A 21,703-nucleotide genomic window follows, 5' to 3' on the forward strand; every position below is an offset into this window, starting at 1 on the left:
CACACTGATACATCCCGAACTCAGAGGTGAAACGCTGCTGCGGCTACGATAGTTGGAGGGTTGCCTCCTGCCACAATTGCTCGGCGCCAGGTCTCTTTTTCCTAAAAAGCTCCTTAGTTCTAACATTGTACTGAGGAGCTTTTTAGTATTTATCTCTCTACTTTTAATATCCCTCTTCTGTAAAACCTCCTGGTATTACTACTTTAGTTCGTGGTCTTGAGCAGTTTGAATCCACCTTTTTTGGCTGGAAACTCGCTCTGGGTAAACTTGTGTGTACACCGTAGCCAGCAAGACGGGAAGAAAATCAACTCCAGTAGAAGTGATATTAAGGATGCTAGTCCTAAAACACTTACGCGGACTTAGTTACGAAAACACAATTAAAAATGTGAGAGAAAGTTTAATTTTGAGGCAGTTTTGTCGAGTATATTTTAATCCTCTGCCAAATAAAAGCACATTGATCCGTTGTGCGAATACTTTGAATGAAAAAACGTTGGAGGAGATTAATCAAAGACTGGCTCAAATTGCCACCCAGTTAAAAATAACTCAGGGTAAAAGAATGAGGACAGATGGTACAGTAGTGGCAACTAATATTCATTGCCCTTCAGATAACAGTTTATTAAGTTAAGTAAGAAATATGAGCAGAAGTTGATGCCTGGAGTCACCAAAGTAAAAATAGAAGAGTCAGCAGAGGAATTACGTGAGCTGCTGAAAAAACAAAAAACAGCATTAGGAAAAGAACGGATTCAAGCGTTGTATTTACTGAAAATACAGCAGGTAAAGACAATCCAAGATTTGGCAGTAGTGTTGGGAAGAGGAAGTGCCACAGTGCAAAGGTGGTTAAAGGCTTATGCAGAATCAGGAATTGAGACCCTGGTATCAAGAAAAAAGGGTTCAGGACGACCACCAATCATTAACACGGATGTTCGAGAACAACTTTTAAAAGAACTAGAAGACCCCCAGGGATTTAAAAGTTATGAAGTAATCCGAACATGGTTAAGAGCACAGGAGGGAGTAGAAGCTTCATACAAAGTAGTACATGACACGGTACGTTATCAAATGAAAGCGAAGCTAAAAGTGCCGCGTACAGTAGGTATAAAACACCAGCCCGAAGCGGAAGAGGAGTTTAAAAAAAACTGCCACAATACATAGAAGTAATTAAGAAATATGTCATACCACCAATAGATAAACAAAGAAGAACTAGATATTGGTGCGAAGATGAAAGCCGTGTGGGGTTAAAGACTCAAGCGGGTAGATTAATTACCAACTTTGGGACTAAACCTATCGGTATCATACAATGGAAACGGGAGAATTTTTATTTATACGGATTAGTAGAACCGTTAACGGGTGAATATTTTATTTGGGAATTTTCTCATTTAAATGCAGATTGTTTTCAGATTTTTTTAGAAAAATTCTCTGCTAATTATGCCCAAGATATACATATTATTCAGTTAGACAATGGTGCTTTTCATTTTAGTCAACATCTTCAGATACCAGAAAATATAATTTTGTTATTTCAACCCCCACACACCCCGCAAGTTAATCCAATTGAGCGATTATGGGAAGAAGTTAAAAAACATCTGGCTTGGGAAAGTTTTGGAACTTTGGATGAATTAAGACAATTTATCTGGAAGCGTTTGGAGAAATTAAACACATCAATCGTTGCTTCTATAACAGGGTGGGATTTTATTCTTGATGCTTTATTTGAATCAAATTTTTCGTGAATTGGTATAAGGCGGCAATTAAACAAGCTGAAACAGTGAAGTCAATTCTAGTGCAATTGGATGCCGTTAAATCACAGAAAATACTGCAAACATGGGAAATTTTTCTCCCACGTATAGAACAAGTTGTTGCACAAGCATCCCGCAGAGTTTTAGCTCAAGAAAAAGTTAGTGCTGCGGAGAAAATTGTGAGTATATTTGGAGTGCATACAGATATTATATGTAGGGGTAAACGGCATAACGGTATAGAAGGACGTATTAGTTTTTTGAAAAGATGCTTTGGATTCCAACGTTGTTTGTATAGAGGAGATAGGGGATTAAAACGTTGGGTAGGCTGGAGAATAATCGCTCATAATTTAACTATTATTAGTCGATGTTTAATTTCGCAGACTAAGACTATTAAATAAATTGAGATTTTTTATTCTACAAAACCCATTTCATATATATTACTTTCTTGACGAAGATAATTGAATTTCACTAATTTTTTGTTTGCTGCTATTATCGCTCTCCATTTTATCTTTTCTCTTCTAGCTTTAATAATACTTTTTCTTTATGCTGTCTTTAGTTTCGCACCGCGAACTAGCCTAAACTCCAGTTAATTAGGTTGAGCTACTTATTTTTGTCATACTAATTACTGAAGAACCGTACTTTATAGACTGCATAAACGAAGAACTCGCGCCTATGCGGATACGTGATAATTGCTACTAAAGTGTTTTGTTGTTGAACAGCTTTAATAGCTAAGGTCTCTCGTTTATGTTTTTTAATGACATAGACAGTAGCATAAGCATAGAAAGGCTTTTAAGCTAAATTCTACTAAAACATATCGTTATTACAGAACGATCGCCAAACTTTTCGGTCTACTGAGATTTAGTATTACCACTCCCTAATTGGTATGAAACGCCCTATCTTATACGTAGCTATAACTAATCACGGTTTTGGTCATGCTACTCGCACGGCATCTGTAGCTGCAACTATCCAAAAATTGTGTCCTAATGTACTTTTAATTATGGTGACGACTGCGCCGCGTTGGTTGCTGGAGTCATATATAGAAGGTGATTTTATCCATCGTCCCCGCGCTTTTGATTTGGGTGTCATACAAGCTGATAGTTTGACAATGGATAAAGAGGCGACTTTAGCAAAACTCTTAGAAATTAAAAAGCAGCAAAATTCTTTAATTGCGTCGGAAGTTAATTTTATCAGACAAAATCGGGTTGATTTAATCTTGGCTGATATTCCGTTTCTTGCATCTTTATTTGCCAAAGCTGCAAATATTCCTTGCTGGATGATGAGTAACTTTGGTTGGGATTTGATATATAGAGATTGGGGTGGTGAATTTGTGGCGATCGCAGATTGGATTAGTGAGTGTTATTCTAAATGCGATCGCTTGTTTCGTTTACCCTTTCATGAACCAATGCCGGCTTTTCAAAATATCACCGACGTGGGTTTGACAGGTGGTTCACCGCGTTATTCTGCTGATGAATTACGTGCTAATTGGGGCATAAATGCACCACAAGATAAAACTATTTTACTCACCTTTGGCGGCTTAGGTTTACAACAAATACCTTACGAAAACTTGCAAAATTTCCTAGATTGGCAATTTATCACCTTTGATAGTTCTGCACCGGATTTACCAAATTTAGTCAAGATTCATGATAATAAATATCGCCCTGTTGATTTTATGCCAATTTGCGGACGCATAGTTTCTAAACCGGGTTATGGTACTTTTTCCGAGGTGACAAGTTTAGAAATTCCTCTAGTGACAATTCCCCGCGATGATTTTGCCGAAGCTAGTTATCTTTTAGAGGGAATTACGAATTACAACCATCATCAAATTGTCACACCGACAGAATTTTTTACAGGTAATTGGAATTTCCTTTATGAATTACCCCAACCACCGCAGCAAAGCCAAAAAATCGCCAAGGATGGAAATGAAGCGATCGCACAAGCTATTATCAAGCAACTCACTTAACAATGAAGGCTACTGCATTTTACTTAAAGAGCTGATTCATAAAGAAATTGATGGGTCTGCGGTTACTCAAATTCATCAATGCTAGAAGCAGGTGTAGATTTTTTCTGTTTAGCAATATGAACCTCATACCAATTCATTAAAGGAGTTGCACTAATACCATGTACAATTACTGATGCCACAATGGTTGTATAAGTTATCCAGGCAATTTGTTCAGCAGCTTCTCCCTTCAAACCATTACCAAAAGTATAAGCCAGATAATAAAGGGAACCAACTCCACGAATTCCAAACCAACCAAACAGCCAGCGAGTTCCAGGATGTAGATGATAGCGATGGGAACTAAGGGGATGTTTACTAATTGTGCTGATCCACGCACCTAAAGGTCGTATCAACAAGAACAAGAAAATAATTACAACTAAAGATTGCCAAGCATAATCAACCATAGGCTTTAATAGTAAGATGGAGCCTAATAATAAAATTGTGCCAACTTCTAACAGCTTTTCTAATTGTTCGATAAATTCTAATTGAGCTAATGGCTTTTCTGGATTGTTATAACTGCGTTGTACTACTAAGCCAGCGACAAATACTGCTAAAAAACCATAACCATTAACAAATTCTGTTAAAGAATAAGTCAGCAAAATGATACTAATGCCAACAAAATCTTCCATTAATTTGTCAGCAGAACGACGCTTTTGGATATGTTGATCAAACCAGACGATGATTTTCGGAACTAAAATTCCCATGAATATTCCTGCTGCGATCGCCCAAAATATATCTATCACTATCCATTGTTTAAACCAATTATTCCAGTTATGATCTTTTAAAGCATAAATACCAAAATAAACAAAGGGAAAAGCTAAGGCATCATTTAAACCACCTTCGGAGGTTAAACCAAAACGTAACTCATCTCTATCATTAGTATCAGTCAGTTGCACTTCTGAAGCTAATACAGGGTCAGTAGGTGCTAAAATAGCTCCTAACAATATAGCTTCTCCCCAATTCATCCCTAAAAATAATTTGCCCACAGCAGCCAAGCTCAAAATAGAAATTGGCATTAATATTCCAATCAGGCGAGATGTAATTCCCCAAACTCGGAGATTTAGTGGCCGAATGATTTTTAAGCCACAACTAAACACCGAAATAATCACCACAAATTCTGTTAGCCTTTCTAGTAATTCCGCATTGAATACATCATCTCGACGTAATTGAATTAAACCTAAACCATAAGGGCCAAGGAAAATCCCAACCAATAGGTAGATAAGAGCAAAAGATAAAGGTAAGCGAGTAATCCAACCGGATGCTAATGTAACTACCAGTAAGACTAATCCAATCAAAAACAAGTCGATAATATAGATATCAAACATAGAAATTAGTATAAAAAAGTATACTAATTTGCAAGTTTAGTTGTAATATTTCTAGCAATAAATTACCTATAGGTAGATTTCAGCAAAAAACAGTCCGGTAATTAATACTCTTCTTAAGTTAGTGAAAATAGCAGTACCAGGAGCATTAGTTATGCAACTCCCAGAGAGTCCCAAAATCCCCAAATTCATGCAGTTATTACAATGGATTTATCAGCCATTGCAATTAATGGAAAATTCTGCCAAAGCACATGGTGACTGTTTTACATTATGGCTAACCAACAAACAGCCAATGGTGTTTCTCAGTAATCCACAAGCAATTCAACAATTATTTACAGAAAACCTCAGTAATTTAGATTCTAGAGGTTCTGCTCAAATTTTGCAGCCTTTGTTGGGCGAAAATTCTTTAATATTATTATCTGGCACATCTCACCAACGCCAGCGTAAGTTATTAACACCGCCTTTTCATGGCGATCGGATGAAAGCCTACGGTAATATAATCGCCGAAATCACCAAAGAAGTCATCAGTCAATGGAAATTTGGTCAACCGTTTTCTGCCCGCGACTCTATGCAAGAAATCTCTCTGAGAGTGATTTTGCAAGCTGTGTTCGGACTAACTGAAGGAGAACGTTATACTCAATTACAAAAACTGCTGGCTTCCATATTAGATTTAACTGGTTCTAGTTTACGTGCCACGATATCGTTTTTGCCAATAATGCAAGTAGATTTAGGTTCATGGAGTCCTTGGGGCATTTTTTTGCGTCAACGAGAGCAAATTGACCAACTACTGTATGCTGAGACTCAAGAACGTAGAAATCATCCAGAAACCTCTGGGAGTGACATTTTATCTTTAATGATGTCAGCGCGTGATGAAAACGGCGAACTTATGACTGATGTAGAGTTACGCGATGAATTGATGACTTTATTGGTTGCTGGTCATGAAACCACGGCTTCAGCCTTAACATGGGCATTGTACTGGATTCATCGCCAACCACAAATACGTGAAAAGCTTTTGTCTGAATTAGATAGTTGTGGAAACAATGCAGATTTAGAAGAAATTACTCGCTTACCTTATCTAACAGCAGTTTGCCAAGAAACTCTACGGATTTATCCCATCGCGATGATTACTATTCCTCGGATTGTGAAACAACCTATAGAAATTATGAATCATCAATTTGAACCAGGAACATTACTCGTAGGTTGTATTTATTTAACTCATCGCCGTTCAGATTTGTATGCAGAACCACAACAGTTCAAACCAGAAAGATTTTTAGAAAGACAATATTCTTTATATGAATATTTACCTTTTGGTGGAAGTAACCGTCGTTGCTTGGGTATGGCATTTGCCTTATTTGAAATGAAACTGGTGCTAGCAACAGTATTATCCCACGTAGATTTAGCATTAGTAAACAACTCTAGTGTTAAACCAATACGTCGTGGTATTACTTTAGCGCCTTCAAATGGAAAGTGGTTAATGGCAACCGGACTACGACAAAAAGCGAGTACTCCGATAAAAGTGTAGTTATTCACAACCTTTGCCAATTTAAGAGGATGAGTTGATGTATAAACTTCTATTTTTCTGAGGCTGGGCAAAAACAATAAATTCTCAAAATTCCTTCAAGGTTTCCCGTAAGCATTTTTTAATGTATCGCACATGGTATCAAGAATTTGAGCTTTCTAGCTCCCTGATGGGACTTAAGTATAAAAACGAAAAATCAAGGGTTGGGGAGAGGTGTAGGGTATATGTATCTACAACCCTTACACCTATTCTTCGCAGATAATCTTGGTCGTATGTCCTATGATTTATAAACCTCTCTCTCTTGTCTCCCTTGTCTGTTTTGTTCATCAAATAGGACTGCTATATTGACTAAACTTCTTTATTTGTTCGACTAATTCATCCATTTCTGACTCTAAAGTAAAGTAGTGGACGGTGGCGCGAATACAATCAGGTTTGGCAATTGTGCGGGTGAATATCTTGTTAGTTTCCAGAAACTGTACTAATTTGAAACTAGTTTGAGAATCATGCTGGACAAATTGAAAAGAAATTAAACCGCTTTCCGGTGGGGAAGTTCGCAGACATTTAATTTGCGGTAAGGCGGATAATTTGCGCCAGAGATATTCACTATTGCGGCAAATTTGTTGATAACGTTCCTCGGCTGTACCCCATTGTTGATGAAGTGCGATCGCCTCTACCAATCCCGCATAAAATGAATAAGCCGATGTCCCGACTTCATATCTCCGTCCATCCCGAAACAAATCTATCGGCTGTCCTTGACTATCTTTAATCACACCACGCCAACCAATAAATGTCGGCGCAAGTTTTTCTAAGGCTTCGGGTTTGACACATAACCCACCCACACCCGCCGGGCCACACCACCATTTATGCCCAGTAAACGCATAAAAATCTGCCCCCAATTGCGTTAAATTTAACGGCAATAAACCCACAGATTGAGCAGCATCTACTAATATTAAAGAATGGTTATCTCTGCATACTTCTATAATCTTGTCAAGGGGTAAAACTTGACCAGTATTCCAAAGGACGTGGCTGAGAATTACTAAGCGGGTATTGGGGCGTAAATTTTGGGCAATAACCGCCACAGGATCACCTGCATTTAAAGTTGCCATTAACGGACAGGTGGTAACTTCTACATGAAACCGTCGCCCAATTTCTTTAGCTGCGGCAATTACCCCTTGATGTTCACAGTCCGACAATAACAGATGGTCGCCTGGATGCCAATCAATCCCCCACAAAGGAATATTACAGCCCACAGTCACATTTTCTGTCAGAGTGATAGTTTCAGAGGGGGCGTTGAGTTCCGTGGCGATCGCTTGTTTGATAGTTTGAGTATAAGAACCTATCCAGCGTCCAACTTCATTACCAAAGGGGCCTAGCTGCTGAATATGAGTTTCAGTTTGAATTATGGCTTCAATTGCCTGTTTGGGTAACGGCCCTTGTCCACCGTAGTTAAAATAAAGCTTATTAGCTAAAGCAGGAAATTGCTCTCGATGGTGATGCAAGTCGGTTTGAATAGCAGAAACACTAGTCATGTGTCGAATCTCAATATTTTTACTCTCAACCCTTGGGGCAGGGGACAGTGACAAGTAAACAGAATAATTTCTGTAACCTGTAACTTGTAACCTTGATCTCAACCCCAAAAAGCCACAATTATTGTTAGCTTAAATGAATGTTGATTAATGCTGAACATTTACTACAATACCAACGCTGTAAACGCCGACCAATTTTAGATATTAATGCTGACAAAAGCCTGAGAGATGCACCGAATGACTTGTTGTCTAAATTGCAACAAGACAAAATTATCTATCATCAAGGGATTTTGGCAGGGTTTGACTATGAAAAACCGCAATATCCGCAAGGAAATCGGGAAGCAGCCCAAGCCGCCACATTAGAATTAATGCAGTGTGGCGTTGAGTATATTTATCAGGGAGTACTGTTAAGTAATTATCAAGACTGGGTAGAAACCGCCAGCGAAAACTATACACTCCTCAGCCGTCCAGATTTATTGGTAAAACAGTCAGGAGAGTCTTGCTTTGGTGATTGGATGTATGTTCCTGCGAATATGGAACTCGGTAAACGTCCCAAACAAGAATATCAAGTTATGTCAGCATTTCACGCCCAAGCCTTAGCCACAATTCAGGGAGTCACACCGGATAAAGCTTGGTTAATCTTACGTACCAAAGACATTAGTTATCCCGTAGATTTGGCGAAATGGACACCACAGATGTTGCAAATTCTAGAGGAGTTCATTGCAGCAATCAAATCACCAGAACCGCCAGAGATGTTTATTTCACGGCAAAAGTGTAATCTTTGCCACTGGCATAGTCAATGTTACGCGATCGCCCAAGCACAAAAACATCTTTCTTTATTACCAGGAGTCACACCCGTCCGCTACGCCCAACTCCAAACCCTTTCCCTCACCACCCTAGAATCTTTAGCCAATACAAATCCCACTATCTTAGAAGACTTACCAGGATTTGATAGTGTAGTAGCAACCAAGTTAACTATTCAAGCCCAAGCTGTTATTGAACAGCGTCCGTTAATTTTACCAACTTCTTTACCGCCAGCAGAACTGACCTTTACTGCGCCTGTAGAACTGTATTTTGATATTGAAGCCCAGCCCGACTTAGATTTAGATTACCTTTTAGGTGTTTTAGTTGTTGATAGACAAAATAATACACAAAAATTTCATTCTTTTTTAGCTGAAAATCCAGAGGATGAAGAATTAGTTTGGCGACAATTTATTAACTTAGTTTGGCAATATCCCGACGCACCAATTTATCATTTTTGTGTTTACGAATTTGACACAGTAAAAAGATTAGCCAAGCTATATCACACACCAAAATCTTTAGTTAATCCTGTTCTCAATAGATTTGTAGATGTTTATGAACAATTAATTCAAAGCGTCGCCTTACCTGTAGAAAGTTATGCCCTGAAAGTAATTGCGCGATGGTTAGGCTTTGAGTGGCGCGATAAAGAAGCCAGTGGCGCTAAATGTATCTACTGGTATGATCAATGGTTAGAAACAGGCGATCGCTCTTTCTTAGAAATTATCCAACGCTATAACGAAGACGACTGTCACGCAACACGCAGCGTCAAAGACTGGCTAGTAAATTTTTTTCAAAATGAATGCAGCATAATTCAAGAATCAGAAGTCAGTTTGTAAATCTATTCCAAAAATTTGTTTACTCAACAAAACCTCTATCCCCCTTGTCTTACTTATCCTCCTTGTTACCATTCTGAATAATAAGATATTTTTTTTGATTATGACGTTAGGGAGAGAGATATTCCATGATCGCTTACATTGTTTGCGAAGGAGCTTCCGACGTTGAATTACTTCAACGTGTTCTGCCAAAAGAACTACTGAATAACATTGAAATTGTTGCTGCTGGTGGATTATCTGCGATTAAATCACTGGCGCGTTCTTTAGTTGTTCGCCGACAAGTACCAATTGCTATTGTCGCTGATGCGGATTCAGTAGCTCCAGAGGTGGTTCAGGAACGTCTCAGCAGTATTGAAGAGATAGTGAAAAGTGTAGCTATTGATACGCAAGTTAATGAAATTGAGAGCTTGGTTTTTTGTCAGAACCTGATTGAGCAGATCAGGCTTTGCTGGTGATATAGGTGGGATTTGATGTGGCAAATAAAGCAATCTGGAGGCGATCGCGCAAATTCAAACGACTCAAGATATTGGTAATGTGATTTTTTACCGTTTTTTCAGAAATAAACAGCACCTCTGCAATTTCACGATTATTCGCCCCTTGAGCAATCAAGCGCACAATTTCCTGTTCGCGGCGGGTGAGTTTTTTCCACTCGACATCCAGATTAATCCCAGGATCGGGGATACGCTGAATTAACTTTCGTCCTACGCCCGGCCCTAATTGGGTATAGCCTTTGTGAACCGCCTGAATCGCTAGAGACAATTCTTCTACAGGGGTATTTTTTAACAGATAACCTGCTGCTCCATACCGCATTGCCTGAGCAATATTCTCATCATCATCATCAATACTAAGTACTAAAATTTTTGTCTCTGGAAATTGTTGGTAAATCACTCTGGTAGCTTCAACTCCTCCCATTCCTGGCATGACAATATCCATGAGAATTACGTCTGGTTTCAGAATTTCCATCTGAGCGATCGCCACTTCTGCGCTTTCCGCTTCCCCCACCAATTCCAGTCGGGGATCTTCGACCAGCAATAAGGACAACGCCCGACGGATTAGGGTTTGGTCATCAACAATCAGCACACGAATGGGCGGCATGGGTTAAGAAAAATGACTGAAAAAATAAACCGGACAATATACCTGGATTTGAAAGCTATTAGCTAATCGTCATTTAAACTGCACGCTTAATAGCTTACCAATTTCAATTCGGATGATTCCCTCAACCCTAACCTTTTCTTCTTTCAGTCGCAAGATTCTGCTGTCCTATTTGTTACTAGGACTTTAGACCTAGCTGAAATGGGGACGGATGTCTCATGTTTTCTGCATCTAGTTTTTTTAGGATGAACTCATTGAATGGAGTAAATCAAATGAGTACCGTCCTGGTTGTCGAAGATAGCTACACTCAACGTCATCTCTTAGAAGAATTACTGAAAGCAAACGCCTTTGATGTTAAGACTGCCTGTGATGGCATAGAAGCTTTGGAGCAAATTCAATTTGATTGCCCAGATATTATCATTCTTGATATAGTTATGCCCCGGTTGAATGGTTATGAAGTCTGCCGCAAAATCAAACGTAATCCTGAAACTCAGGCAGTGCCTGTCATCTTCTGTTCTTCTAATGCTGGCATGTCTGATCACTACTGGGGGCTAAAGATGGGTGCGATCGCCTACATCAGCAAACCGTTTCAACCCCAGGAACTGATCCAAACCATCAACCAGGTACTCAATCCTAATTAGTCTCACCAAAGTTTTCACTCAGTCCCACTTGTTATGTTAGTAAAATCACCTGCTCGTTTACTATGGGTGAATTAAGTGGCTATCTGCGATCGCCTGCTCTTGTAAGGTCATCAAAATGAAAATAGTTAAAAAAATTTGGCAATTACCCAAAATTATTTATTTAGGAATTGGGATTTTAATTGTCACAATTTTCATGATTAATTCTTCCTCGAATACTGTTGAAATCAGCAGTATAGATTTTATTGGAGAAGCAACATTAACCAAAAATTTATCTTTTCAAAAAACTGAAGTCGGTGGTTTATCAGGCATTACCTACGATGTCAAAAATGACCTTTATTATGCTATTTCCGACGATAGAGGGCAAAAAGCCCCCACACGTTTCTATACTTTTAAAATCGATTTGAGCAAAGGTTTGCTAGAAAATGATGATGTTGTGCCTGTCGGCGTAACAATGCTATTAAATCAAGATGGAAAAAATTTTCTCCCTGGAACCACCGATACCGAAGGAATTGCTTTAACTAATCAAGATACTGTTTTTATCTCCTCTGAAGGAGATAGGGAAAAATTAATTAGCCCTTTTATCAAAGAGTTTTCCTTAGCTTCTGGAAAAAGTATGACCACACTCAGAATACCTATAAAATTCTTACCAGATAAACAAGCGAAAATGGGTATTCGGAATAATTTGGCTTTTGAAAGTCTGACTATTACCCCCAACAATCAGTATTTATTCACTGCAACTGAAAATGCTTTAATTCAAGACGGTTCAGTGGCTAAACCAAATATTGGTACACCTTGCCGAATTTTGCAATATAATCTTCTCACCCAGCAGCCAGAAGGTGAATTTTTGTACCAAACTGAACCAGTCGCACCATTACTAGATATAGCTGGTAAGTTTGCTAGTGGCTTACCAGATTTACTCGCCTTAGATAATCAAGGACATTTTTTAAGTTTAGAAAGGTCTTTTACTGGATTAGGATTTGCGATTTTTTTATTTCAAGTTTCCCTAGCTGATGCTGATGATATTCACAATATTGACAGTCTTCTTAGCACCTCCAAAAATATTCACCCAGTAACGAAAAAACTTTTGTTCGATTTACGAACCCTAGACGTAGCCCTAGATAATCTGGAAGGGTTAACACTTGGCCCTTGGCTACCTAATGGACAACGTTCATTAATCCTGGTCAGCGATAATAATTTTAATTCTCTACAGCGTACTCAGTTTTTAGCTTTTCAACTTAAAATCGAACCACCTATTCTCAGATGGTTTCGGAGGATGCTAAGTTTTTTCCGTTGGTGATTAGCCTTCCTGGGAACTACTTGGAGTGCTGATTATTTTTAACCGTGGATTTACTGTTATTAGAACCCAGATATCGTCCAAGTATCCTTGGGTTCAGTGGATTTTCTCATTTATTTTCTTAATGAATATGTTACATAATGTTTAAGCGATTTTGCAGAACAATCAATTAGTGTTTTATTAAACCTTTATTCCCTCTTAAAGTGAGTTTTATAACTTATAATTGATTCTCTAAATTTAGTAAACTTATTAATGGTTACAATAAAAGCTTGAGCAATATTGATTTTAAAATTTTATAGCGTGACATTTCCAAATATGGTAGTGCCTAAAACCGACATCGATATTTATATTGGAAAGTTTTTAAACAATCGCTATTTAATAAAGGATTTGATTGGCAAAGGCGGGATGGGTAGGGTTTATTTAGCAGAAGATGCAGCAAAAGGTGGCCTTTTAGTTGCTGTCAAAATTTTAATGCTAAGTTTAGGAAATCAGCAAATATCGCAACGCTTTGCCAGGGAAATTTTTATTGGCGCTCAGTTAGGTCGTAAAAGTAAAAATATCGTTCAGGTATTAAGCTATGGCATGACAGATGATAAAACACCATTTTATGTAATGGAATATCTTCAAGGTAAAAATCTCAAGCAGATTTTGAAGGTACAACCATTAACTCTGGGAAAATTTATTGATATTTGTCAGCAAATTTGCTTAGGCTTACAGTGCGCCCATCAAGGTATTAGTCTAAAAGGCGAAATTTATCCAATTGTGCATCGAGATATTAAGCCAGAAAATATCTTTATTATTGATGATGCTCAACAAGGTGAGGTTGTAAAAATTCTTGATTTTGGCATTGCTAAATTTTTGACAGAACGTAGCGGTATGACGCTGACTGATTCTTTCATTGGGAGTTTACCTTATTGTTCTCCAGAACACATGGAAGGGCGTAAACTCCTAGATGTACGCTCTGATATTTACAGTTTGGGTGTATTAATGTTTGAAATGTTAACAGGAAAACACCCATTTCAAACAGATAGTAATACTTTTGGGAGTTGGTATCAAGCTCATCGTTTTCAAGCCCCACCCACACCTGAACAAGTTAATCCTGATGTCAAAATACCCCAAGCATTAAAAAAATTATTATTAACTTGTCTCGCCAAAGAAGTAACTGAACGTCCACAAACTATTAGTCAAATTTTAGTCGTTCTAGAGAAAATTAAGCGCCAGGTAGCGAGAGATATAGCCCTAGAAATTGATAGTAATAAATTGGAATATCCTGCAAACTTAGTTCCAGTAACTTCAATCTCAGAGAAAGAGTGCTTACAAAAAACATGGCCAAAAAATAAACCAATTGCTTCGATTGGGTTTCCTCATTTACTACATACTACCCAAGGCGTAATTCCCACTTTTTGGGCAATGTTACCAAAGCAAGAAATAATTAATTTTTGTGATAAATATCACAGTACAGAGTTTATTGACAAAATGAACTTATACCCGATGTTGTTGTGGGTGACTGTGTTATATAATGCTCAATACTCTCTAACGAAATGGCTATCTTATTTTTTAGATTTAAAAGATAACAGAGGTCAAAAAATTGCTCAACTTTTAGCTGACAGAGGCTATTATCACTTACTTTTTTTTGCATTGGAAGAACCAACTCAATGTGCTAATGTGATGACACTAACTCTGACAGCCAAACAAAGACAACAACTAACAGATTGGTTAGAAGTAGAGCAGAAATATAATGAAGCGATCGCCTCGGAACAAGCTAAAACAATTTTGAAATCAGAATACCAAAAGTTAAAGTCAGAAATTTTACAAAAATTAGTAGAAAGACAACAAATTGCCAAACTAGGTTTTAGAGCTTGGCTGTCTCAAATCTTTGATAAAATTCGCCAGATTTTATCAAGGCCTTAAAAAATATGAAATAAATTTTTAAGTATTTAATTGCGGCAATGTTAGAGGTTATAAAAGTGAATCACAGTGCATTCATCTCTCCACGGGTTACAGGATTGCTGGCCAATCGCTATCAGCTAAAACAGTTGATTGGTAGTGGTGGTATGGGTGAAGTTTTTTTAGCCGATGATATTTTATTAGGTGGAACACCTGTTGCCGTCAAATTTTTAACTCAAAAATTTTGTAGTGAAAAAATGCAGCAAGACTTTGCACGAGAAGCAATGTTGAGTGCTGCTTTAAGTCAAAAAAGTCTTCATATTGTGCGGGCTTATGATTATGGAATGAGTGCCGAAGGTAAGCCATTTTATGTTATGGAATATCTCAATGGTAAAAGTTTAAAAGATTTAATACCTATACCATTACCTAAGTTTTTGATTTTGACACGTCAGATTTGTTTAGGCTTACAATGCGCCCACCAAGGAATTAATATTGATGGCAAAGTTTATGCTTTAGTGCATCGAGATGTTAAACCAGCAAATATATTAGTTTTGCCAGATCCAATTTTAGGAAAGTTAGTGAAAATCCTGGATTTTGGCATTGCTAAATTTATTAATTATACAAACACAGTGAATACTAACAGAGGGTTTAACGGCACTTTACCTTATTGTTCTCCTGAACAATTAGAAGGTATAGACATTGATAGTCGTTCTGATATTTATAGTTTGGGTGTGATGATGTATGAAATGCTGACTGGGGCTAAACCTTGGCAACCAGAAACAGATTTATTTGGTGCTTGGTATAAAGCGCATCACTTTGAAGCACCACAAGCGATCGCATCTGTCAGTCCTGGCCTCAAATTACCCCCACAACTCAACAATTTAATCATGGCTTGCTTGGCAAAAAAACCAGGCGATCGCCCGCAAAACATGGCAGAAATTCTACAAGTCTTAGATAGTCTAGAAAAATCAAGCTGTCAGAATTTACCCACACCTTTAACTTCCACATACAATCCTCACTTAAATGTTGGTGCTGATTTACCTCCAACTCTGAAAACCAATTTGGCTAAACTTGTCTGGCCATCAAATAAACCCATTCAAGAAATTGTCTTTCCCCAAATCTTCCCCACACCCCAAGGAAACTTTGCAGCTTTGTGGCTGATGTTACCTAAACAAGAAATCAAAAAACGAGTTCTGTGTCAGCGTTACAACCATTTTGTCTTCATCACAACGCCTTACCCGATGCTGCTGTGGATCACGCTGCTTTACGATTCCGAACTCGGCCCGAAATGGCTACCTTGCTATTTAGATATGCAGAATACCCAAAACCAAGAACTGGTTTCGGCTTTGATCGAATATAGACGCTATTCCTTGATTTGCTTTACCTTGGAACTACCCAATAGCTGTGTTACAGTGCTGAACACTCATATTACTAATACCCAGCGCCAAAGATTAACACAGTGGCTTGAACAAAGTAAAATCTTGCCACACTCTGATCAAGCCCAGACAAGCAAGAATTTGCTCAAGCAGCAGTACAAGCAAATCCAATCTCAGATACTAGAACATCTATCTTCTCAACCACAGGTGGCGGCTTCCTCAACTTAGAAACTTAAATCAGCAACCCCTTGCCAAAATTATTTTAAACGCTATAATAGTAGATCGTTGAGTGAAAACGCAGCCGCCCTAAAAGCCAAAGCAAAAAAAGCACTTGACAAAGCTCAAAAAAAGAGCGATACTGATAAAGTTGCAAATTAAGGGACTGTAGTTCAATTGGTTAGAGCACCGCCCTGTCACGGCGGAAGTTGCGGGTTCGAGCCCCGTCAGTCCCGTTCAAAAACCAAACTGCTAAATGCTGATGTAAAGGATAACTCATCATCAGAAGCTTGGCAAAATGAAGTAATAATTCCACAAACCTATGCCGCTAGAGCGAAACTCGCTCAGTCTCAGCGTGTTATCAGTGGTGAAACACGACGCTAAATTGAAAATTTAGCAACCCATCAAGCAGTCTAAAATTAGTTGCGGGTCTTTTTCCGCCACTATATATTGATGCTGAATTTTGCTTTAAATTAATCATGCTTTGTGAAAGAGAGAATTAACTGTGACTGTTAGAGTCCGTATTGCACCAAGCCCAACTGGCAATTTACATATTGGTACAGCCAGAACTGCTGTATTTAACTGGTTATTTGCCCACCACCACGGGGGTAAGTTTATTTTACGTATTGAAGACACAGACCTAGAGCGATCGCGCCCCGAATATACCGAAAATATCTTAGCGGGATTACGCTGGTTGGGACTTAACTGGGACGAAGGCCCGTTTTTCCAATCCCAGCGCCTAGATTTGTACAAAACAGCAGTCAAAAAACTGTTAGATCAAGGATTAGCTTATCGCTGCTACACCACCCCAGAAGAATTAGAGGCTTTGCGCGAAACCCAAAAAGCCAAAGGTGAAGCTCCCCGCTACGACAACCGTCATCGCAACCTCACCCCAGAACAAGAAGCCGCATTCCAAGCCGAAGGACGTAGCTTTGTCATCCGGTTCAAAATCGATGATGACCGCGAAATTGTCTGGAATGACTTGGTACGAGACAAAATGGTGTGGCGCGGTAGTGACCTTGGTGGAGATATGGTAATTGCTCGTGCTTCCGCAGACGGCATTGGTCAACCACTGTACAACTTTGTGGTGGTAGTTGATGACATTGATATGCAAATTACCCATGTCATTCGCGGCGAAGACCACATAGCCAACACCGCCAAGCAAATTCTGTTATATGAAGCTTTAGGAGCAGAAGCCCCAGTATTTGCCCACTCACCCCTAATTTTGAATATGGATGGGCGCAAACTATCCAAGCGGGATGGTGTGACTTCGATTTCCGACTTTCAGAAAATGGGTTTCACCGCCGAGGCCTTGGTCAATTACATGACTTTACTGGGTTGGTCGCCACCAGATTCTACTCAAGAAATCTTCACCCTAGAAGCGGCTGCTAAAGAATTTAGCTTTGATCGGGTGAATAAAGCCGGTGCTAAATTTGACTGGGCAAAACTAGATTGGCTCAACAGTCAATATATCCACAATATGCCAGTGGATAAGCTGACAGATTTGCTCATACCTGTTTGGCAAGAAGCTGGATATAACGTAGAGGCGCGAGAACGTCCTTGGTTAGAGCAGTTAGTTGCTTTAATCGGCCCTAGTTTGACTCGTTTGGTGGAAGCTGTAGAGATGAGCAAACTCTTTTTCAGCGACACCGTAGAATTGAGCGAAGAGGGCAGTAAACAACTGCAACAAGAAGGTGCTTCTGCTGTGTTGAGTGCCATACTTGCAGCTTTAGAAAATCAACCCGAATTTACAGAAGCCATTGCTCAAGAAATTATTAAACAGGTGGTAAAACAACAGAACGTCAAGAAAGGCTTAGTGATGCGATCGCTCCGTGTTGCTTTAACTGGCGATGTTCATGGCCCAGACCTCATCCAATCTTGGTTACTGCTGAATCATCTTGGTTTAGACAAGGCAAGATTGAATCAAGCCATTAGTTCGTAATTCATCATTCGTAATTCGTAATTCGTAATTAAGTCTTTACGAATTACGAATTAGTTGAGAGTATTCCAAAAAATGAATTATCCCATTTGTTTACTCAACAAAACCTCTATCCCCCTTGTTCCCCTTGTCTTCCTTGTCCTCCTTGTCCCTCTTCTGAATAATGGGATATTTTTTTAATTGCAAGTCCTTAGTCAATTCCTCTCATCTTGGGAACTTAGAATGTAAAATTCGTGTCTTTCTAAGCACTGAGAAACCTGTGTAATCGCAATGTCGCAAACATCTTTAAATAGAGGGATACAATTATCTTTGGCAATATTGGCATTTTGTGTCGCATCCATAACTAATACCATCACTCATGCTCAAGAAGCACCAACAATATTTGGAGATGTGACCCTTAACCATCCCTTTTCCCCAGACCCTATTACCGTACGGGGAATGAGTGGCGGGTCAATTTCGGGAAATAAAGTTGCTGGGAGAAGAGAAACAATTACTGGGCCTTGTGATGGGTTTGTTGATGCAGCACCAGACCATACTTTAGAACTCAAGACTAAATTCGATTATCTCAGACTCCAAGTGCAAAGCCCTCAAGATGTTACCTTGATTGTGAGAGGCCCCGGTGGTACATGGTGTAATGACGATTTTGAAGGGAAAAATCCTGGGATGAGTGGTGAATGGCTACCGGGAAATTATCAAGTTTGGGTGGGTTCATACAATCAAGGTCAGTATTATCCTTATACATTGACCATTACTGAAGTGAAGTAGTCACTAGTACAACAAGGCAAAAGTAAAAAGTGAGCCATTGCGGTGGACGGGTTTCCCGGCATAAAGCAAATGGCGACCCGAAGGGCAAAAGGAAAAAGCAAGAATAGTTATAACACAAGCCTTTTAGCAATTCTAGATAGTCTGTTTATTTATGCCGAACTGTACTACCTGGATTTCTCTCTTGTGAGAAATCCAGGGGTGTGGGAGGAATGGGAAGGGTGGGAGGAGTGGGAGGATAGTGAACAAATCTTTCCCCCCACACTCCCCACCCATACGTGAGAAATTCGGGACTAGGGGTTAGAGGCTAGGGATTAGTTTTTTTCTCAGAAATCATCCCAATTCTATGAGAACAGCATTTAGTTACAAAGGCTGTCTGTGAAGAATGGTTGTCAGGGTTTTGCCGTAAGTCATATAGAAACTGCATTCGATAAAATCCTTGTAGAGACGTTGTATACAACGTCTCTACAACTTTTACTGCCACTTGGGCTGAATTGTTTCAAAGCTGTGCGATCGCAGCATTAGACTCTAAATATCCACATCTTAAATTTTGCTGTCATCATCCAAGCTGTATTAAAATTAAGTTAAATTTAATTAAGAATCTTTTCAGCGTCACACATTCATGGTGACGTGTGACTAGACATCAAATTAAACAAAATGGATTTATAGACATCCGTTGCAAAATCTAGTTACCAAGTGCGGCAATATCTTGCGGAAGATGATTCCCTAGATGAGTGCCAAGCTAGAAAGTAACTAAAAATGATTAATCGTATTGGCAGAGGCAAATTAAGATGAAATTTTCTTGGAGAGTCCTAGTACTCTGGACATTGCCTGCTTTGGTAATTGGCTTTTTCTTCTGGCAAGGAGCATTTGCGAATGCTCCTGCTGATATGGGTAAGAATGCTGCCAATACCCGCATGACCTATGGCCGTTTTCTAGAATACTTGGATGCCGATCGCGTCACTAGCGTAGATTTGTATGAAGGCGGTAGAACGGCAATTGTCGAAGCTATTGATCCAGATATCGAAAATCGCATTCAAAGATGGCGGGTAGACCTGCCAATTAGCGCCCCTGAGTTAATTAGCAAGCTTAAAGAAAAACAAATTAGTTTTGATGCTCACCCCATGCGTAATGATGGCGCAATTTGGGGATTATTAGGCAATCTTGTTTTCCCAATTTTATTGATCACTGGTTTGTTCTTTTTGTTCCGTCGCTCCAGCAATCTTCCTGGTGGCCCTGGACAAGCAATGAACTTTGGTAAATCCAGAGCGCGGTTTCAAATGGAAGCCAAAACAGGTGTAAAATTTGACGATGTGGCTGGTATTGAAGAAGCCAAAGAAGAATTACAAGAAGTTGTTACCTTCCTGAAACAACCAGAAAGATTTACTGCTGTTGGCGCACGCATTCCTAAAGGTGTGTTGTTAGTCGGCCCTCCAGGTACAGGTAAAACATTACTAGCAAAAGCGATCGCTGGTGAAGCTGGTGTACCATTTTTCAGCATTTCTGGTTCGGAATTTGTGGAAATGTTCGTCGGTGTCGGCGCTTCCCGCGTCCGCGACTTGTTTAAAAAAGCGAAAGATAACGCTCCCTGTATCATCTTCATTGATGAAATCGACGCAGTTGGTAGACAACGGGGTGCAGGTATCGGTGGCGGTAACGATGAGCGGGAACAAACCCTCAACCAGTTGCTGACCGAAATGGATGGTTTTGAAGGTAACACAGGGATTATTATTATCGCTGCTACCAACCGTCCCGACGTATTAGACGCAGCCTTGTTACGTCCCGGACGTTTTGACAGACAAGTAACTGTCGATGCACCAGATATCAAAGGACGTTTGGAAATTCTGCAAGTTCATGCACGTAACAAGAAATTAGACCCCAGCGTTTCACTAGAAGCCATCTCTCGGCGGACTCCTGGGTTTACTGGTGCAGATTTAGCTAACTTACTCAACGAAGCTGCAATTCTCACCGCCAGAAGACGTAAGGAAGCCATCACTCTGCGCGAAATCGACGATGCGGTTGACCGCGTAGTTGCAGGTATGGAAGGAACTCCGTTGGTAGATAGCAAGAGTAAGCGTTTAATTGCTTACCACGAAATTGGTCACGCTTTGGTGGGTACTTTACTCAAAGACCATGACCCAGTACAAAAAGTAACTTTGATTCCACGGGGACAAGCACAGGGTTTAACTTGGTTTACTCCCAACGAAGAACAAGGTTTAATTTCTCGTTCTCAACTCAAAGCCAGAATTACTGGTGCTTTGGGTGGACGTGCGGCTGAAGAAATCATTTTTGGTTCGGCGGAAGTGACAACCGGTGCTGGCGGTGACTTGCAGCAAGTAACCGGAATGGCGCGTCAAATGGTGACTCGGTTTGGGATGTCTGACTTAGGGCCACTTTCCTTAGAAAGTCAACAAGGTGAAGTATTCCTTGGTCGTGACTGGACAACCCGATCTGAATATTCCGAAGCGATCGCTTCTCGCATTGATGCTCAAGTAAGAGTTATCGTTGAACAATGCTATGAACACGCCAAACAAATCATGCGTGAACATCGCACCGTAACAGACCGCATCGTTGATTTACTCATTGAAAAAGAAACCATCGACGGCGAAGAATTCCGCCAAATCGTTGCTGAATACACTGATGTTCCTGAAAAACAACAGTATGTACCGCAACTGTAATTACTAAACGATATTTCTAGAGTATCGACTCAGTAATCAAAGCCTAACCCCCTAGCCAGGTTACAGCAGGCGAACATAGAGTAAAAAAAGGTGC

General features: G+C 39.6%; 17 protein-coding genes, 1 tRNA gene and 2 pseudogenes. 17 read left to right on the forward strand and 3 right to left on the reverse strand.

Going from position 1 to position 21,703, the window contains the following annotated elements; genetic code table 11:
• Positions 1-274: 274 nt before the first annotated feature.
• The 5 genes and pseudogenes from H6G74_RS21775 to H6G74_RS21795 form a co-directional block, all read left to right on the forward strand.
• A pseudogene (locus tag H6G74_RS21775) lies at positions 275-619 on the forward strand (transposase); the annotation flags it as partial.
• A 29-nt stretch (positions 620-648) separates the two neighbouring features.
• Positions 649-1,149, forward strand: coding sequence for a helix-turn-helix domain-containing protein (locus tag H6G74_RS21780; protein ID WP_190969659.1), 501 nt, complete (start codon positions 649-651; stop codon positions 1,147-1,149).
• Between the two features lie 29 nt (positions 1,150-1,178).
• On the forward strand, positions 1,179-1,721 hold the full coding sequence (locus H6G74_RS21785) for an IS630 family transposase (RefSeq protein WP_313888508.1): 543 nt from the start codon (positions 1,179-1,181) through the stop codon (positions 1,719-1,721).
• A gap of 8 nt (positions 1,722-1,729) precedes the next feature.
• Positions 1,730-2,125: pseudogene (locus tag H6G74_RS21790) on the forward strand (hypothetical protein); the annotation flags it as partial.
• Between the two features lie 485 nt (positions 2,126-2,610).
• Positions 2,611-3,687, forward strand: a complete 1,077-nt coding sequence (locus H6G74_RS21795; RefSeq protein WP_190969660.1) for a glycosyl transferase — start codon at positions 2,611-2,613, stop codon at positions 3,685-3,687.
• A gap of 62 nt (positions 3,688-3,749) precedes the next feature.
• Here the strand turns inward: H6G74_RS21795 and H6G74_RS21800 are convergent, their stop codons facing one another.
• Positions 3,750-5,048, reverse strand: a complete 1,299-nt coding sequence (locus tag H6G74_RS21800; protein WP_190969661.1) for a cation:proton antiporter — start codon at positions 5,046-5,048, stop codon at positions 3,750-3,752.
• A gap of 151 nt (positions 5,049-5,199) precedes the next feature.
• Between H6G74_RS21800 and H6G74_RS21805 the strand changes: the two genes are divergently transcribed.
• Positions 5,200-6,567 carry a cytochrome P450 gene (locus H6G74_RS21805; RefSeq protein WP_190969662.1) on the forward strand — a complete coding sequence of 456 codons (1,368 nt, stop codon included), beginning with the start codon at positions 5,200-5,202 and terminating at the stop codon, positions 6,565-6,567.
• 323 nt (positions 6,568-6,890) lie between these two features.
• On the opposite strand, the gene H6G74_RS21810 is transcribed toward H6G74_RS21805, so the two are convergent.
• Positions 6,891-8,093, reverse strand: a complete 1,203-nt coding sequence (locus H6G74_RS21810) for an aminotransferase class V-fold PLP-dependent enzyme (protein ID WP_190969663.1) — start codon at positions 8,091-8,093, stop codon at positions 6,891-6,893.
• A 137-nt stretch (positions 8,094-8,230) separates the two neighbouring features.
• On the opposite strand from H6G74_RS21810, the gene H6G74_RS21815 reads away from it, so the two are divergent.
• Together H6G74_RS21815 and H6G74_RS21820 are read left to right on the forward strand one after the other, a co-directional pair.
• Positions 8,231-9,727, forward strand: a complete 1,497-nt coding sequence (locus H6G74_RS21815) for a TM0106 family RecB-like putative nuclease (RefSeq protein ID WP_190969664.1) — start codon at positions 8,231-8,233, stop codon at positions 9,725-9,727.
• A gap of 125 nt (positions 9,728-9,852) precedes the next feature.
• Positions 9,853-10,179, forward strand: a complete 327-nt coding sequence (locus tag H6G74_RS21820; RefSeq protein ID WP_190969665.1) for a DUF3226 domain-containing protein — start codon at positions 9,853-9,855, stop codon at positions 10,177-10,179.
• On the opposite strand, the gene H6G74_RS21825 is transcribed toward H6G74_RS21820, so the two are convergent.
• Positions 10,163-10,819: a response regulator gene (locus tag H6G74_RS21825; RefSeq protein WP_190872226.1), complete on the reverse strand. Its 657-nt coding sequence runs from the start codon at positions 10,817-10,819 to the stop codon at positions 10,163-10,165. The two genes, H6G74_RS21820 and H6G74_RS21825, sit on opposite strands and share 17 nt — an antisense overlap.
• 269 nt (positions 10,820-11,088) lie before the next feature.
• On the opposite strand from H6G74_RS21825, the gene H6G74_RS21830 reads away from it, so the two are divergent.
• The 9 genes from H6G74_RS21830 to ftsH2 all read left to right on the forward strand — a co-directional run bounded on the left by H6G74_RS21830 (position 11,089) and on the right by ftsH2 (position 21,609).
• Positions 11,089-11,457 carry a response regulator gene (locus H6G74_RS21830; RefSeq protein ID WP_190671190.1) on the forward strand — a complete coding sequence of 123 codons (369 nt, stop codon included), beginning with the start codon at positions 11,089-11,091 and terminating at the stop codon, positions 11,455-11,457.
• A gap of 115 nt (positions 11,458-11,572) precedes the next feature.
• The gene (locus H6G74_RS21835) at positions 11,573-12,754 is read left to right on the forward strand and encodes an esterase-like activity of phytase family protein (RefSeq protein WP_190969666.1); all 1,182 of its coding nucleotides are present in this window, start codon (positions 11,573-11,575) and stop codon (positions 12,752-12,754) included.
• A gap of 312 nt (positions 12,755-13,066) precedes the next feature.
• A complete protein-coding gene (locus H6G74_RS21840; protein ID WP_190969667.1) occupies positions 13,067-14,662 on the forward strand; it encodes a serine/threonine protein kinase in 1,596 nt (531 codons plus the stop codon).
• Positions 14,663-14,718: 56 nt separating this feature from the next.
• A complete protein-coding gene (locus H6G74_RS21845) occupies positions 14,719-16,242 on the forward strand; it encodes a serine/threonine protein kinase (protein WP_190969668.1) in 1,524 nt (507 codons plus the stop codon).
• A 150-nt stretch (positions 16,243-16,392) separates the two neighbouring features.
• Positions 16,393-16,466, forward strand: a tRNA-Asp gene (locus tag H6G74_RS21850).
• A 269-nt stretch (positions 16,467-16,735) separates the two neighbouring features.
• Positions 16,736-18,172, forward strand: a complete 1,437-nt coding sequence (gene gltX, locus H6G74_RS21855; protein ID WP_190969669.1) for a glutamate--tRNA ligase — start codon at positions 16,736-16,738, stop codon at positions 18,170-18,172.
• A gap of 267 nt (positions 18,173-18,439) precedes the next feature.
• Positions 18,440-18,934 (forward strand): hypothetical protein, encoded by a 495-nt coding sequence (locus tag H6G74_RS21860; protein ID WP_190969670.1) that lies wholly within the window; start codon positions 18,440-18,442, stop codon positions 18,932-18,934.
• A gap of 69 nt (positions 18,935-19,003) precedes the next feature.
• Positions 19,004-19,213, forward strand: a complete 210-nt coding sequence (locus H6G74_RS30955) for a hypothetical protein (protein WP_206756993.1) — start codon at positions 19,004-19,006, stop codon at positions 19,211-19,213.
• Between the two features lie 509 nt (positions 19,214-19,722).
• On the forward strand, positions 19,723-21,609 hold the full coding sequence (ftsH2, locus tag H6G74_RS21865; protein WP_190969671.1) for an ATP-dependent zinc metalloprotease FtsH2: 1,887 nt from the start codon (positions 19,723-19,725) through the stop codon (positions 21,607-21,609).
• Positions 21,610-21,703: the final 94 nt, after the last annotated feature.

The organism is Nostoc spongiaeforme FACHB-130, from assembly GCF_014698475.1.
In the GTDB taxonomy this organism is placed as follows: Bacteria; Cyanobacteriota; Cyanobacteriia; order Cyanobacteriales; family Nostocaceae; genus Nostoc_B; species Nostoc_B spongiaeforme.

Coding starts and splice junctions, on each gene's coding strand:
- H6G74_RS21860 (WP_190969670.1), top strand. CDS start 18,440: ATGTCGCAAACATCTTTAAATAGAGGGATACAATTATCTTTGGCAATA.
- H6G74_RS21810 (WP_190969663.1), bottom strand. CDS start 8,093: ATGACTAGTGTTTCTGCTATTCAAACCGACTTGCATCACCATCGAGAG.
- H6G74_RS21780 (WP_190969659.1), top strand. CDS start 649: ATGCCTGGAGTCACCAAAGTAAAAATAGAAGAGTCAGCAGAGGAATTA.
- H6G74_RS21835 (WP_190969666.1), top strand. CDS start 11,573: ATGAAAATAGTTAAAAAAATTTGGCAATTACCCAAAATTATTTATTTA.
- ftsH2 (WP_190969671.1), top strand. CDS start 19,723: ATGAAATTTTCTTGGAGAGTCCTAGTACTCTGGACATTGCCTGCTTTG.
- H6G74_RS21815 (WP_190969664.1), top strand. CDS start 8,231: ATGTTGATTAATGCTGAACATTTACTACAATACCAACGCTGTAAACGC.
- H6G74_RS21805 (WP_190969662.1), top strand. CDS start 5,200: ATGCAACTCCCAGAGAGTCCCAAAATCCCCAAATTCATGCAGTTATTA.
- H6G74_RS21820 (WP_190969665.1), top strand. CDS start 9,853: ATGATCGCTTACATTGTTTGCGAAGGAGCTTCCGACGTTGAATTACTT.
- H6G74_RS30955 (WP_206756993.1), top strand. CDS start 19,004: ATGGCGACCCGAAGGGCAAAAGGAAAAAGCAAGAATAGTTATAACACA.
- H6G74_RS21840 (WP_190969667.1), top strand. CDS start 13,067: ATGGTAGTGCCTAAAACCGACATCGATATTTATATTGGAAAGTTTTTA.
- H6G74_RS21795 (WP_190969660.1), top strand. CDS start 2,611: ATGAAACGCCCTATCTTATACGTAGCTATAACTAATCACGGTTTTGGT.
- H6G74_RS21830 (WP_190671190.1), top strand. CDS start 11,089: ATGAGTACCGTCCTGGTTGTCGAAGATAGCTACACTCAACGTCATCTC.
- H6G74_RS21800 (WP_190969661.1), bottom strand. CDS start 5,048: ATGTTTGATATCTATATTATCGACTTGTTTTTGATTGGATTAGTCTTA.
- H6G74_RS21825 (WP_190872226.1), bottom strand. CDS start 10,819: ATGCCGCCCATTCGTGTGCTGATTGTTGATGACCAAACCCTAATCCGT.